This is a genomic window from Mycetocola sp. BIGb0189 (assembly GCF_024810155.1).
GTDB classification, from domain to species: Bacteria; Actinomycetota; Actinomycetes; order Actinomycetales; family Microbacteriaceae; genus Mycetocola; species Mycetocola lacteus.
The window spans coordinates 1-14981 of sequence record NZ_JANUED010000013.1 but is presented as its reverse complement, the minus strand read 5'-3'; the positions used below and the strand labels follow the sequence as shown (position 1 = coordinate 14981).

The window sequence follows — 14981 nt, the reverse complement described above, 5'->3', positions numbered from 1 at the left end:
AGGAGACCCCATGAGCACCCCGCATAATGGTTCAACCGCCGAGCGCATCGATCAGCTGCTCGCCGAAATCGACATCACCCCGATCGGTGCCCAGGAGCGTGCGCTGATCGATCAGGCGGTCGCCCTGGCCGATGAGGCCGGGGATGAGGAGCGCGCCTATCAGGCCCGCATGCGCCTGACCTCCTCCGCCCACATGACCGGCGACACCGACGCGATGCTCGCCTCCTTCGGCTGGTGCGTGGGCAAGTTCGATCAGGACCCGGTGCGCTTCCCCAGCGAGGCCGGCGGCGGCAACGACCTGCTGTTCCAGTACAAGTGGATGGCCGGCCGGGTGGCCTCCAACCCCGCGTTCCCGCTGAGCCAGCTCGATGCGATCCACGCCGATATGTCCGAGCGCTACCGCCGCGCGGGTGTTAGCCAGTCGGGGGTGCTGCAGAGTCGTTTCTCGACCGCGATGGACACCGGCAACTTTGTGGCCGCCGGACGTTTCCGCGACGAGCGTGAGCTGATCCCGCGCGATGACTACAGCCACTGTGAGGCCTGTGTGCGCGCCGAGGACGCCGCCTACTTCCGCCGGATCGGGCAGGAAGACAAGGCCCTGGCCCTGTTTGACGAGATCATGGAGCAGGGGCTGACCTGTGGCGAGGAGCCCGAGTCGGTCGAGGCCAACTCGCTGCTCACCCTGCTGCGCGCGGGCCGACTGGACGAGGCGCGTGCGGTGCACCTGCGCAGCTACCGGGTCGCCCGTCACTCCCCCGACGGCCTGGCAATGATCGCCGACCACCTGGTCTTCTGCGCGGTCACCGGCAATGAGTCCCGCGGACTGTCGATCCTCGAGCGTCTGCTGCGGGATCTGACCGTGGATCCGCTGAACCGCGCGCTGATTTTCTCCTCCCGCGTCTCGATCGCCGTCTTCCTGGACGCGGTCACCCGTGCCGGGGCCGGAGACACGCCGATCCGCGGTGCCCAGAACCCCGACCTGGCCGCACTCCTGGGTGCCGATCTAGGCGGGAACCCCACCGCCGCCTCCCTGGCCGCCGCGCTGTGGGCCGGGGCCGAGGAGCTGGCCGGGGAGTTCAACGCCCGCAACGGCAATGACGACTTCACCGGCCGAATCGACCGTGCCCGTCAGCTGGCCACCGAGCACTACAACCTGCCCATCGCCGGCGAGCGTTTCACCCCGCCGGCCGAGCTGGAGCAGGACACCCAGGCCGAGCCCACGAGCGCCGCCGACTGGCTGTTCCGCGCACAGACCGCGATGTTTGAGTCCGATCAGGCCGCCGTGCTGGCGGCCGTGGACAAGGGGCTGGCGATCGAGGACGGCGATGCGGAGGCTCGCGTGCGCCTCTACAGCTGTGTTATCCAGACCCTGATCGCCGCCGAGCAGCCCGAGGGTGCCCAGCAGGCGCTGACCGAGCGCATCGCTGTGCTGCGCGCGAGCGGACACCCCGAGCAGGCGGACCTCGAGGAGCGCTTCGGGCTGCTGATGTTCTCCACCGCAACCCCCGAGGATGAGGAGGCGCTGCTCGCCGAACTCGAGCGTGCCCGCGTCGCCGGTGCCCCGCTGGAGGTCATCGCGGACCTGCTGTTTGTGATCGCCGACCTGCGGATGCGCGCCCAGCGTCCCGCCGAGGCGCAGCCGCTCGCGCTCGAGGCGCTGGCCCTGACCGAGGATGGACCCGCGCGCCTGCTGGAATCCGCGCGTACCCTCGCCGCCTTCACGCTGCTCTACACCGAGGATGCCCCCGGTGCCGCGGCGCACCTGGACGCCCTGCTGGCCACCGAGGGCGCCCCGCACGTACGCATGCAGGCCCTGCGTCTGCGCGCGCAGATCCACGGCATGCTGGGCACCCCGCGCGCGGGCATCCCGCTGGCCGATGAGCTGCTGGCTCGGACCGCCCGCGGAACCAACCGTGAGAACACGATCCAGGCCGCCCAGCTGGCCGCCAACCTGCTGAACGATGACGAGCGTCCCGGCGAGGCCGCCGCCCGCATCGAGTACGCGATCGACCTGGCCCAGCGCGCCGAGTCCGAGCAGCTGATCGGGCTGCGTTTCCTGCTCGGGCGCTACCAGCTGAACGCCGGGGCCTTCGAGTCGGCGACCGAAAACCTGGACGAGGCCTACCGCGCCGAGGAGGCCGCCGAGGCGCCGCCGGCCGCTCGGGCCGAGACCCTGTTCTGGCTCGCCCAGGCGGCGCAGGGCGCCGAGGAGAACGGCCTCGCCTACGGTGCCTTCTCCCGGGCAATCGAGCTGGCCGCGGAGGGTGAAGCCTTCGAACTGGCCGCCCGAGCCGGAATCCTGCTGGGGCAGCTGTGCAACGGCTTCAACGATCCCGAGGCGATCGAGATTCTCGAGCGTGCCCTTGCCCACGCGGAGAAGGTGGAGGACGCCGACCTGATCGCCGCCGCCCGCCACCGTCTCGGCCAGACCCGCGCGACCCACGGTGATGCCGCGGGCCTCGAGGACCTCGACGCCGTGCTGGCCTTCGCCCAGGAACGCGGTGCCGACTGGCTGATCGCCGATGTGACCGACTCCCGCGCCCGCGCGCTGGGTTCGCTCGGGCGCATCGACGAGGCCATCCCCGCCGCCCTGACCGCCGCCGACGCCTACGCCGACTGCGGCGACGAGGGCAACGCGGCCATGAGCGAGCTGTTTGTGGCCCGCGTGCTGGCGCAGGCCGAACGCGCGGAGGAGGCCGTGCCGATGTACGGTGCCTCGATCGACCGCCTGCCCGTGGGATCCCCCGCCTTCGTGGGGCTCAACCTCGAGCTGGGCGCCCTGCTGGAACAGCTGGGTCGACACCCCGAGGCCGCCGCCGCCCGCGCCCGCGCCGAGCAGGCACCCGAGCAGTAGCGGCACGGAAAACGGCGGCCCCGCGGATCATTCCGCGGGGCCGCCGTTTTTCATCCGAGCGACTAACTCACAAAGTCGAGCAGCTCCAGGCCCAGCTCACGCAGCCCCTGCTGCACGGCAAAACCCGAGGTGGCATCGGTTTCGCGGAACGACACCTTGATCGCAAAGCACACGCTCGCCGACGGGCCACGAACCACACCCGTTTCGGCGCGCAGGCCCAGCTCGCGCGAGGCCAGGGCGTATCCGCCGATCCCGAAGCGCACGCCTCCGCGCAGGCCCGGATCCAGCCCCAGAGCGCCCACAACCGATCCGGGGTAGCTTCCGCTTCCCAGCCAGCGCAGCACCCGGGCCGAAACCTCGGGGTTCACGATCTCGCCGCGTTCCAGCCGCCAGATCAGCTCGCTCAGCTCGGTCATGGTTGAGCGGGATACCGCCGCCCGGGTTCCACTGTCGGCGCGGCGGCTCAGGCCATCGCGCAGCACCGTGTTGCGCAGGTGCAGGGACTCGGCGCGGGCGGCAATATTGTCCAGCCCGAACGCACGCAGCAGCGCGTTTCCGGCCGTGTGGTCGCCGCTTCCGGCCAGCAGGGCCGCCGCATCCGCGAGCGAGAGGGTGTCTCGTTCGAGGTGCTGCCAGATCCCCGGACCGTCGGCCAGGTCCGCGCTCTCGCGCACAATCTGCGGGTTGTCTCCGCGTTCGCAGTGATCGGCGGCCTCGATCAGCAGCAGGATCCGGCCCAGCGACCCGATCTGCGAGACCACGTAGTCATCCACACGCAGCAGCGGCGCCCCGGTTTCCAGGTTGCTGACCCGGACCGAAACCCGCATATCCTCGCGCACCATGTGCTCAAACGCACGCATCGAGCGGCCAAAGCCGTTGCCACCGCGAGCACCACCGCGGGTCCGACCGCCGGTGCCGGGCTGCCGGAAACCGGCGGTGAGCGCTGCGGAATCTGCGGGTGCACTGGCGGCACGCCGACCGCGGGTGGGAACGTCTGTCCCCTCCCGCGGTCCGCCGTGCCGGTGTGCCACCCGGGTCACCAGATGGTGACGCGCTGCTCGGGCGCGAGCCAGAGCTCGTCGCTCTCGCTCACGTCAAACGCGGTGTAGAACGCGTCGATGTTGCGAACAATCTGGTTGCAGCGGAACTCGTTGGGTGAGTGCGGGTCGGTCGCGAGCAGGCGGATGGCCTCCTCGTCCCGAGCGAGCTGCGCCCAGGCCTGCGCCCAGGACAGGAAGAAGCGCTGGGCACCGGTCAGACCGTCGATCACCGCGGGCTCGGTGCCCTCGAGCGAGAGCAGGTAGGCCTTCCAGGCGATTGCCAGACCACCCAGGTCACCGATGTTCTCACCGATGGTGAGTGCGCCGTTGACGTGGTGCTCGGGGACCTGGCGCGGTGCCAGGGCGTTGTACTGCTCGATCAGCGACGCGGTGCGCTGCTCGAAGGCCGCACGGTCGGCCTCGGTCCACCAGTCGGTGAGCTTACCGTCGCCGTCGTAGCGCGAGCCCTGGTCGTCGAAGCCGTGACCGATCTCGTGGCCGATGACCGCGCCGATCGCGCCGTAGTTGGCGGCGGCATCGCGGCCCGCATCGAAGAAGGGGAACTGCAGAATTGCCGCAGGGAACACGATCTCGTTGAACCCGGGGTTGTAGTAGGCGTTGATGGTCTGCGGGGTCATGAACCACTCGTCGCGGTCGATCGGCTTGCCGATCTTCGCCAGCTCGCGGTTGAACTCGAACTCCGCCCCCGCACGCACGTTGGCGATCAGGTTATCGGCGCTGACCTCGAGGGCCGAGTAGTCACGCCAGCGGTCGGGGAAGCCGATCTTCGGGGTGAACTTGGACAGCTTGTCCAGCGCACGCTCACGGGTCTCCGGGCTCATCCAGTCCAGATCGGTGATCGAGTCGCGGTAGGCGGCCTCGAGGTGGCTCACCAGCACATCCATCTGGGTCTTGGACTCGGTCTGGAAGTGGCGGGCCACGTACTGCTCGCCCACGGCCTCACCCAGCAGACCCTCGACCAGGGAGACGCCGCGCTTCCAGCGCTCGCGAATCTCGGGGACACCCGAGAGGGTGCGACCGTAGAAGTCGAAGTTTTCCTCGACGAAGGCGTCGGAGAGGTAGGCCGCGGCGCCGTGCACAATCTTCCAGCGCAGCCAGTCGGTCCAGCTCTCCAGGTTCTCCTCGGTCAGCAGGGCCGCGATGCCCTCAACGAAGCTGGGCTGACGCACCACAACCTCATCCAGTGCACCGGCGGGGGCGCCCAGGCTCTGGGCCCAGGTGCTCAGCAGGGCGGCATCGCCGTGCTGGCCAAACAGCTCGGCAAACTCGTCCCAGGTCTTGAGGTTGTACTGGGCCTGGCTGTCGCGGGCGGCCACATTGTCCCAGTGCACCGCGGCGATGCGGGTTTCCAGGTCGAATACGCGCTGGGCGCGGGCGTCGGCCTGATCCAGTCCGGCGAGCGCCAGCAGCTTCTCGATGTGGGCACGGTAGGCCTCACGGATCGGCGCAAAGCGCTCCTCACGGAAGTAGCTCTCATCCGGCAGCGAGATGCCCGACTGCTGCACCATGACCAGGTAGCGCTCGGGGTTACCCGGGTCGTTATCCACCCAGAGTCCCAGGAACCCGCCCACGCCGGCGCGGTCCAGGGAACCGGCCACGCGTGCGAAGTCGGCGATCGAGGCGACGGCATCCGCCTGGGCAAGCTCGTCTGCCAGCGGGGACGCGCCCAGCTCGTTGATCCGATCCTCGGCCAGGTAGCTGGTGTAGAGGTCACCAATCTTGCGGGCGGTGGTGCCGGCTGCGGCATCACGGGATTCCTCGATGATCTGACGGACGGCCTCCTCGGCCTCCTCCGCGAGAATCGAGAACGAGCCCCAGCGGGACTTGTCCGCGGGGATTTCGGTGCGCTCTAGCCAGCGTCCATTGGTGTGGCGGTAGAGGTCGTCCTGGGGACGAATGTCCGGGTTGAGGTCGTCGAGGGTGATGCCGGAGGTCGAGTTGGGAGACGTCATCTCTCCAGGGTAAACCAGACCGGCCCGGAGGTGTTCGGATCCGTCATCTAAGTCCCCAACCGGAATCAAAAAATCCCGTACCGTGGGTGGGTGGCCCCACTCAACCGTTCGATCCTGCACCTCGCGATTCCCGCCCTGGGCGCGCTGATCGCCGAGCCCCTGTTCCTGCTCACCGATACCGCCCTGGTGGGGCACCTGGGGGTGTCCGAGCTGGCCGGGCTGGGGCTGGCGGCCGCGGTGCTGCAGACGATCATCGGCCTCATGGTGTTCCTGGCCTACGCCACCACCCCGGCGGTGGCACGCAGGCTCGGCGCGGGGGATCCGCGCGGGGCCGTCTCGGTGGGGATCGACGGGCTGTGGCTCGCGCTGGGGCTCGGTATCGTGCTGGGAACGCTGGGAGCGCTGGGCTCCCCGTGGCTGATCGGCCTGTTTGGTGCCCCGGCGGGGGCGAGCACCGCGGCGATTCAGTACCTGTCGATTTCGATGGCCGGGGTCCCGGCAATGCTCCTGGTTTTTGCGGCCACGGGGCTGTTGCGTGGACTCCAGGACACCCTGACGCCGCTCTGGGTTGCCGGGATCGGCTTCGCCCTGAATGCCGGACTCAACTACCTCCTCATTTACCCCGCGGGCCTCGGCATTGGCGGTTCGGCCCTGGGCACCGTCATCGCACAGTGGCTCATGGTGGTGGCCTACCTGCTCGTGATTGTCCGCCATGCCCGCCGAGTGCGTGCCCGAATTCGTCCGTCTCGGGCCGGGGTCCGCGGCTCCGCCCGGGCGGGGGGATGGCTGCTGCTGCGCACGGCAAGTCTGCGCGCGGCCATGCTGCTGGCAATCGGGACCGCCGCGGGGCTCGGGGATCCCGAGCTCGCCGGATTCCAGATCACGATGACGGTGTTTAGCACACTCGCCTTCGCCCTGGATGCCCTGGCCATCGCCGCCCAGGCACTGGTGGGCAAGGGCCTCGGGGCCGCGGACACCGAATTTGTGCGGCTGGTCCTCAAGCGCTGCCTGCAGTGGGGCATCGGCGCGGGTGTGGTGCTGGGGGTTCCGTTGGCTCTGGGTTCGGGGGTGCTGGGACGGGTGTTCACCTCGGATGCGGACCTGGCCACGCTGATCACCCCGAGTCTGATCATCCTGGCGATCGGTGCCCCGCTGGCCGGGATCGTGTTTGTCTTGGATGGCGTCCTGATCGGTGCCGGGGATGCCCGCTACCTGGCGCTCACCGGCCTGGTGAACCTGGCCACGTTCATGATCATTCTGTGGATCGTCGGGCTGATCGGCCCTGGCGGTGCGGGCGGTCTCGCCTGGCTGACCGGGGCGTTTGCGCTGGGCTATATCGCCGCCCGGGCGATCACCCTGGGGCTACGCGCCCGCGGCACCGCCTGGATGCGCACGGGCATCACCTCGGCGTAGCGCCGGGCGGCCGAGCCCGGGGTGTGCCGGCCCACCGAGAGCTCGGTCCCGTCGTTCGCCCGATCAGCGGGAGGTCGGCACCGGTCCCGTGGTGTCGCCGGCGACGAAGGAGACGTCAAAGTCTGCCGAGGGCACACTCTGCCCCTCCAGCATCGCGAGCACCGCGCGACCTGCGGCCTGCCCCTTGGCGTGTGCGGGCTGCCACACGGTGGTCAGGCGACGCTCGAACCCGTCGACGCGGATCCCGTCAAAGCCAACCACGCTGAGGTCCTCGGGCACCCGCAGTCCCAGCTCCTCGGCCGCGGCGATCACGCCCACGGCGATCAGGTCGCTCTGCGCGATCACCGCGGTGGGTCGCTCGGCGGCGGGGACATCCAGCAGTCGCAGGGTGGCCAGTCGACCGGCCTCGACCCGGCTGCTGCCGGCGATCACCCCGGTGAGGGTGGGATAGATCGCTCGTGCTCCGCGCAGCCGCTCGAGCGTGGTGGCCACGGTCCCCGCGGCCTCACGTTCGGGAGTCAGCGGGGCGACCACGCGCTGCCGGTCAACCCCCAGGGTGACCGTGGCCACGCGCTCATGGCCGAGGGCCGCCAGGTGCTCGGCCGCGGCCTTGCCTCCACCAAAGTTATCGAGGTTCACGCTGGTGATGGCGTTGTTTTCGGGACCCTCGATCTGCACGGTTGGGACCCCGCGGCCACCCAGGACCCGGGCAATATCCCCGGCCTCGGTTCCCACGCACAGCAGCACCAGGGCGTCGATCGGCGCGTTGGCCACGGCCGCGGTTCCGCGATCCAGTTCGGGGATCAGCAGCAGTGAGGCACCGATCTTTGAAATCTCATCGGCGAGCCCGTCGAGGGTTTGAATCAGCACCGGGTCCCGGAAGGAGACTCCGATGCGGTCGGCGATCAGCACGCCGACGATTCCGCTGGTTCCCAGTCGCAGCGACTGCCCACGCGGATCGGGTCCGGCATAGTTCAGCTCGGCGGCGGCGCTCATGACCCGCTCGCGGGTCTGGTCCGATACCGGCCCCCGGCCGCTGAAGGCCAGCGACGCGGTGGAGGCCGAGACCCCGGCCAACTCGGCCACCTCGGCGAGGGTTACTCGTCCGGCATTCCGATCAGTCATCGCCCGCTCCGTTTTCGACGGCGTTGTCCCGGCCGGTTGACCGGGATCACTTCCATCGGATAGCTTAGGCGATGTTCTTTGCGAATCGAATCGATTCGACACGGGGCGTCACCTTCCCCCGACGCCCACACGTTACCCCCACTTCGCGCCGCAGGCGCCCCGTTTGAAACCGTGAGCATGACCGCTACCTCCATCGCCGCCTCCCCCGCCGCCCTGCGCGCCTGGCGCAACGCCCTGTTTATCGTCTTTCTGCTGAGTGGATTGAGCGTGGCCAGCATGGCCAGCCGGATCCCCGCGCTGCGTGAGACCCTCGGCATCAGCAACGGAACCCTCGGACTGGTGCTGTTTGGCATGTCCGCGGGCTCGATCCTCGGTCTGGCCTCCTCCAACGCGATTCGCGAACGCCTGGGGACCCGGGCCGGCATTCGCACCGCGCTGCTGGTCAGCATGGTCGGGCTGCTGATCATGGGCTTCGGATCCACGATCGCGCTGCCGGTGGTCATCGTGGGTCTGGCGATTCTGGGCTTTGGCAACGGCGTGGTGGACGTCATGATGAACCTCGACGGCGCCCTGGCCGAGGTTGAACTGGGTAAAACCGTGATGCCGATGATGCACGCGTTCTTCAGCGTGGGCACGGTCCTCGGTGCCCTGATCGGCTCGGCCGCGGCGTTTAACCACGTCCCCCTCTCGGTTCACCTCACCATCGTGGTGATCCTGGTCTCGGCCGCCGCGATCATCGTGGTGCGCTGGATCCCACTGCGCCCGATCGTGCGCCAGACCCATGAGCGCGTGCCGTTTGGCGAGCGTCTGCGCGCGAATGCCTCGGTCTGGAAGGATCGTCGCCTGCTGCTGATCGGCCTGATCATGCTGGGCATGAGCCTGGCCGAGGGCAGCGCGGGTGACTGGATCGCCCAGGCGGTGGTGGACGGCTATCAGCAGTCCCCCGGCACCGGTGCGCTGGTCTATGGCGTGTTTGTGGCCGCGCTGATGCTGACCCGTTTTGTTGGCGGCCCCTTCATCGACCGTTTCGGTCGGGTCGCGGCCATCCGCCTCTCCGCGAGCCTCGCGGTGCTGGGCCTGGCCCTCTTTATCTTCGCCCCGGCCTTCCCGCTGGCCCTGGTGGGTGCCGCCGCCTGGGGTGCCGGCTGCGCACTGGGCTTCCCGGTGGGCATGTCCGCGGCAGCCGAGCACCCCACGCAGTCCGCACAGCGGGTGAGCGCGGTAGCCATGATGGGTTATGTCGCCTTCCTCGCAGGTCCGCCCGCCATCGGCCTGCTGGGCGAGCACGTAGGCCTGCTGCACGCACTGCTGCCGATTCTCGGTCTGGTGTTCATCGCCCTGCTGGCGGCCCCCGCGGCCCGTCCCGTGGGATATCCGGAGAAGCAGGCAGCTTAGTCATCCACAATTCCCCAAGAATCAACCTGGGGGATGGTGTTTTTGGGCGCAGATTCTCGCTAGTCTGCACCAATGAGCCTTGGAGTCCTCACCCGTGAGATCACGAAGCCGGTGCCGCTGCGCTTGGCCTCGGGGATCGTAAATCCCGACGCGATCGGTTTTTCCCGCGCTCCGCTGCACCAGGCGGCGGGCCGGGAAACCGGGCAGGACCGACGCCGGGACCACTGGTTGATCAGCACCCCGACCCACATCCTGATGATCGCCACCGGCCGAGACCAGCGGGGCGTCCACCAGCGACTGTGGGTTCTGGATCGAGTCACGGGCTCGCGCATCGAAGTCGCCCCGACCCGCCCCAAGGACGCGATGGGATCCCTGCCACAGGGCCCGGAAACCGGACCGATTCGTGTCCATTCTCTGGACCTTGACATCAGCATCGACGAGGTGCCCGGGGGAACCCGGGTGCGTGTATACGGCGGCCGGGTGCAGCTGGATCTGCGGGTGGGACGGCCGCTGATCCAGGAGAGCCTGGGCACCGTCGTGTCCCGTGACAATCGCTCGTTTGACTACGTGCTGAGTGATCTGGCCAGGCCGGTGACGGGTCGGGTGGCAATCGATGGAACCTGGGAGGCCCTAGCCTCGGAGTCGACCTGGGCCGTGCACAACTACAGCCACGGCTGCCACCGTCGCGACCTCGACGAGGTGCGTGCCGAGGCAACCGGAGTCGGTGTGCTCGCGGCCGATGCCAGCGCGCACCGCCTGGGCATCCGGCTCGGGGCCGGCAGCGGCTTCCTGGTGGATGGCGTCCTCGCCTATGACCCCACGGCCATCCAGACCGAACGACACGAAAACGGGACGATCCGCCTGTATGGGCCACGCTGCGATCTGCTCTTCACACCGCTGAGCGATGCACCCGCCGACGCTCGGGGCGAGCGCCGCACACACGTGGGCCTCTTTGCTGGCTGGGTTGAGCAGGTGCCCGGATCCCGGCTCACGGTTTCCGCCCTGACCGGGTGGCTCTCGCTCCCCCTCGCGGCACCCGACGCCCGGTAGATCACGTTAGTTTTCTGCGGCCACGCGCACCCGATGGGCTGGGTGTTCCCGGGCTCGGACGATACACTCACTGGGTGCGTTTGGTTATTGCGAAGTGTTCCGTGGACTATGTCGGCCGGTTGGCCGCCCACCTCCCCCTGGCTACCCGGGTCTTGATGCTCAAGGCCGACGGGAGCCTGCTCATCCACAGCGATGGCGGCAGCTATAAGCCGCTGAACTGGATGAGCCCGCCCTGCACGATGCAGGTGCAGGAGCCCTCTCCCGAGCGCGCCGAGGAGGGCGTGAAGGAGCTGTGGAAGGTCACCCACGCCAAGACCGGCGACCAGCTGGAGGTCTCGATCTATGAGATCCAGCACGATAGCGCGCATGAGCTTGGCCAGGATCCGGGCCTGCAGAAGATCGCGGTGGAATCCGAGCTGCAAAAGCTCATGGCCGAGCAGATCGACGTCCTGGGTCCCGGGCACACCCTGGTGCGCCGCGAGTACATGACCGCGATCGGCCCGATCGACATTCTGGCCCGGGATGCCAACGGTGGCGCGGTGGCCGTGGAGATCAAGCGCCGCGGCGAAATCGACGGCGTCGAGCAGCTGACTCGCTACCTCGAACTGATGAACCGCGACCCCGCCCTACGCCCGGTTCAGGGTGTGTTTGCCGCCCAGGAGATTAAGCCCCAGGCACGTACCCTCGCCGAGGACCGCGGCATTCGCTGTGTCATTCTCGACTACGACGAGATGCGCGGCCTCGACGACGGTTCACGGCTGTTCTAAGAATTTCTGCGAGGCCCAGGCCCCGCTCCGTATGATGGGGAATTATGTCGATTCCCACCATCCCCACCACCGTGCCCGCCACCAGTGAACGTCCCACCACCCAGGCCTGGACCTGTGTGCTGCTTGATCTGGACGGCACCCTGATCGATTCGGCCCCCGGCATCATCGAGCGCCTGGGTCGCACCCTCGCCTCGCTCGGTCTGCCGGCTCAGCACGAGTCGGAGATGATGCGCTGGGTGGGGCCGCCGCTGCTGGATTCCTTCCGTGATTTCGCCGGGCTCAACGAGGCCGATTCCTGGGCGGCGCTCGAGCGCTACCGCAGTCTCGCCGGCCAGGAGGACGCCTCGCAGCTCACCAGCGTCTACCCGGGCATCCCCGAGTTCCTGAAGCGCCTGAACGAGGCGGGAGTCCCGCTCGCGCTGGCCACCTCGAAGCCCGAGTCTCAGGCCGAGCGCATCCTGGATCACTTCGGGCTGCGTCACACCCTGACCGTCCTGTGTGGCGCCAGCGAGGACGAGACCCGGAGCGCCAAGGCCGACGTCGTTGCCGAGGCGCTGGTGCGCCTGCGCGCGCAGGGTGTCGACACCGGTGCCCCGATCATGGTGGGCGATCGTCACCACGACATCGATGGGGCTCGCGCCAACGGGATCCCCACCTACCTTGTGAGCTGGGGCTATGCGGTTCCCGGTGAGGAGGAGGGCGCACTCGAGGTCTTCGACTCCGCGGAGGTTCTGGCCGACCGTCTCATCGCCGAATACGCCGGGACGGACACCAAAACGACGCTTTAAGGAAGATGACAGTTTCATCGTTATCGGTGCGGGTACGATTCTCTAAGAGCAACTTCGCGCGCCGCGAGGATTCGTGACACCGATTGGGAAAACACATGGCATCCAGTGATTCGGGTAATGACCCCGACAAGATGAGCAAGAAGGACCGCCGCGAACACATGCGCGAGGTCGCACGTCTGCGTCGGGAAGAAGAACTGAAGCGCAAAAAGCGTAACCGCATCATCACCCAGATCGGTGTTGTTGTGGGTTCCCTCGCGGTCATTGCGCTCGTGGTGGCAATCGTGGTGAACACCACGGCCCAGAACAACCGCCCGGGCCCGGCGAACATGCAGAGTGGTGGCATCAGCTTCACCGGTGCCGCCGGCAAGATCGAGGCGAAGACCACCCCCGCGCTCAAGGCCGGGGAGAATCCGGTCGGCGTGAAGCAGGATTCCGCCAAGACCAACGTCGTGATGTACGTCGACTACCTGTGCCCGCTGTGTAACCAGTTCGAGTCCGCCAACCTGGACGGCCTGAAGGACATGGTGAGCGCCGGAACCGTCGACCTGCAGGTCCTGCCGATCAGCATCCTGGACCGCGTGTCCGCGGGCACCAAGTACTCGACCCGTTCGGCCGCCGCAATGGCCTGCGTGGCAAACTACGAGCCCAACGGATTCCTGGACGCCAGTGCCGCACTCTACGCCAAGCAGCCCGAGGAGGGCACCGCGGGTCACAGCAACGCCGACCTGGCCAAGATCATCGAAGACTCCGGCGTGAAGAACGCCAACATCGCCAAGTGCATCAGCGATGGCGACTACACGAACTTCGTGACCTCGTTCACCCAGTCGGCCCTGAACGGCCCGCTGCCCAACACCGATGTCCCCAAGGTCACCGGTACCCCGACCATCCTGGTTGACGGCAAGCAGTACAGCCCCCAGCAGAACGTCGGCTGGGGCAACACCCAGGACTTCTTCAAGTTCGTCGAGCAGGTTCAGGCTCAGAACAAGAAGTAATCCGATTCGCCAAGGCGCCGGTGTGGTTTATCCACACCGGCGCCTCTGTTTTGTCACCATGACTTTCCCAGGTTGCCGACACCGTGTCGAGTAGGCTGGTGGGGTCTGACCCCAACCCGAAGAGGCCATATGACTCCCCGCACCCTGTACCGCACCGTCGCGATCGCCGAGGCCGTCACGTGGACGCTGCTGATCATCTCCCTCATCCTGAAGTACGGGTTAGATGCGAATCCGATCGTCACCACGATCGCCGGCGGTATCCACGGGGTCGTGTTCCTGAGCTTCGCCCTGGCATCGATCCTGATCGGCATCAACCAGCACTGGTCGCTGGGCCGCGTTGCCCTCGGCGTTGTGTCCGCGGTGGTGCCCTATGCCACCATCCCGTTTGAGCGTGCTCTGGAGCGCGGTGGACACCTGGGTGGAGTGTGGCGCACCGAGCCCGGTGCGGACCCCCGTGACCGCTCGATACTGTCTCGCCTGGTGATGTGGCTGGTGCGCCACCCCGTGCTCTTCCTGGCCCTTGCGGTGGTCGCCGTAGCGATCGTGGCCACCGTGCTGCTGATTCTGGGACCGCCGATCCCCAAGGGCTAATCGCCGTCCCCGAGACACCGCGCGAAGTCGTGACCGTGCCGCATGGTTCTGGGCGCGAGCCCCCGCAATAACCCACATCAAACGTTCAGCGACGCACGTAGCGAGTTTGGATACACCAGCGTATCCTGATGACATGACCGATGGCACAATTGAGCTCCTCCGCAATGACGGAACGACCGAGCACCTCTCCGACTATGAGGGCAACGTCCTCCTGGTTGTGAACCTCGCGAGCAAGTGCGGCTTCACGCCGCAGTACGAGGCACTCGAGGCCCTGCAGCAGAAGTACGCGGATCGCGGCTTCACCGTGCTGGGCTTCCCTTCTAACCAGTTCCTCCAGGAGGGTGGCAGCGACGAGGAGATCGCCGAGTACTGCCGTGTCACCTGGGGCGTGACCTTCCCGGTCTTTGAAAAGGCCAAGGTCAACGGACGCAACCGCCACCCGCTATACCGCGACATCATCGATGCCAAGGACACCGTGGGCCTCGCCGGCCCGGTGCTGTGGAACTTCGAGAAGTTCCTCATCCTCCCCAACGGAGAGAAGCACCGCTTCCGCACCAAGACCGAGCCTGACGACCCGGCTCTGGTCTCCCTGATCGAGGCCAACCTGCCCCGCTAGAGCACTCGAATCATCCCCGGACGGCCGAAGGCCGTTCGGGGATTTTTTTCGCCGCAGAGCGGCCCCCAGCATCGGACATCACGCCTCGTTAAACAGCGAAGGTCTCACCCTTCAGGCAAGACCCAACACAACAACAAGCGCATCAAACAGTAAAAGCCTCGCCCCTGTCCAGGGCAAGGCCACAGTCGCGGCTGCACACCCCGCCGGCCCGGGTTAAACAGTAAAAGCCCCACCCCGTCCAAGGGTGAGGCCAACACTCACAACACTCACAACACACGTGCTGTTAAACAAGGAAAGCCCCGACCGTGAAACGGTCAGGGCTCTCAACCTGCAACACACAACATGTGTTGTAAAGAAGTCCGGCGGTGACTTACTCT

General features: G+C 67.5%; 12 protein-coding genes. 9 read left to right on the top strand and 3 right to left on the bottom strand.

Annotation, left to right across the window (positions count from 1 at the left end; genetic code table 11):
• Positions 1–10: 10 nt before the first annotated feature.
• Positions 11–2854 (top strand): hypothetical protein, encoded by a 2844-nt coding sequence (locus M2390_RS15900; RefSeq protein WP_259180180.1) that lies wholly within the window; start codon positions 11–13, stop codon positions 2852–2854.
• 62 nt (positions 2855–2916) lie between these two features.
• On the opposite strand, the gene M2390_RS15895 is transcribed toward M2390_RS15900, so the two are convergent.
• Both M2390_RS15895 and M2390_RS15890 read right to left on the bottom strand, forming a co-directional pair.
• The gene (locus tag M2390_RS15895; protein ID WP_259180178.1) at positions 2917–3885 is read right to left on the bottom strand and encodes a class A beta-lactamase-related serine hydrolase; all 969 of its coding nucleotides are present in this window, start codon (positions 3883–3885) and stop codon (positions 2917–2919) included.
• 5 nt (positions 3886–3890) lie between these two features.
• Complete coding sequence (locus tag M2390_RS15890) at positions 3891–5867, bottom strand: M13 family metallopeptidase (RefSeq protein ID WP_259180176.1); 1977 nt, start codon at positions 5865–5867, stop codon at positions 3891–3893.
• A 90-nt stretch (positions 5868–5957) separates the two neighbouring features.
• On the opposite strand from M2390_RS15890, the gene M2390_RS15885 reads away from it, so the two are divergent.
• The gene (locus tag M2390_RS15885; protein WP_259180174.1) at positions 5958–7280 is read left to right on the top strand and encodes an MATE family efflux transporter; all 1323 of its coding nucleotides are present in this window, start codon (positions 5958–5960) and stop codon (positions 7278–7280) included.
• A gap of 63 nt (positions 7281–7343) precedes the next feature.
• Here M2390_RS15885 and M2390_RS15880 read toward each other — a convergent pair whose 3' ends face one another.
• Positions 7344–8405, bottom strand: a complete 1062-nt coding sequence (locus M2390_RS15880) for a LacI family DNA-binding transcriptional regulator (protein WP_259180172.1) — start codon at positions 8403–8405, stop codon at positions 7344–7346.
• Between the two features lie 78 nt (positions 8406–8483).
• On the opposite strand from M2390_RS15880, the gene M2390_RS15875 reads away from it, so the two are divergent.
• From M2390_RS15875 to M2390_RS15845, 7 genes are all read left to right on the top strand, one after another.
• Complete coding sequence (locus M2390_RS15875) at positions 8484–9800, top strand: MFS transporter (RefSeq protein WP_396823251.1); 1317 nt, start codon at positions 8484–8486, stop codon at positions 9798–9800.
• Positions 9801–9872: 72 nt separating this feature from the next.
• Positions 9873–10850 carry a DUF2804 family protein gene (locus tag M2390_RS15870; protein WP_259180169.1) on the top strand — a complete coding sequence of 326 codons (978 nt, stop codon included), beginning with the start codon at positions 9873–9875 and terminating at the stop codon, positions 10848–10850.
• A 74-nt stretch (positions 10851–10924) separates the two neighbouring features.
• The gene (nucS, locus tag M2390_RS15865; protein ID WP_121689687.1) at positions 10925–11617 is read left to right on the top strand and encodes an endonuclease NucS; all 693 of its coding nucleotides are present in this window, start codon (positions 10925–10927) and stop codon (positions 11615–11617) included.
• A 44-nt stretch (positions 11618–11661) separates the two neighbouring features.
• Entirely contained in the window at positions 11662–12405 is a 744-nt protein-coding gene (locus M2390_RS15860) for an HAD hydrolase-like protein (RefSeq protein ID WP_259180167.1), read from the top strand.
• A 95-nt stretch (positions 12406–12500) separates the two neighbouring features.
• Positions 12501–13397 (top strand): thioredoxin domain-containing protein, encoded by an 897-nt coding sequence (locus M2390_RS15855; RefSeq protein ID WP_121689685.1) that lies wholly within the window; start codon positions 12501–12503, stop codon positions 13395–13397.
• 129 nt (positions 13398–13526) lie between these two features.
• Positions 13527–13988: a DUF3817 domain-containing protein gene (locus M2390_RS15850; RefSeq protein ID WP_259180165.1), complete on the top strand. Its 462-nt coding sequence runs from the start codon at positions 13527–13529 to the stop codon at positions 13986–13988.
• A gap of 133 nt (positions 13989–14121) precedes the next feature.
• Positions 14122–14604, top strand: coding sequence for a glutathione peroxidase (locus M2390_RS15845; protein ID WP_121689683.1), 483 nt, complete (start codon positions 14122–14124; stop codon positions 14602–14604).
• The last annotated feature ends 377 nt before the right edge of the window (positions 14605–14981 follow it).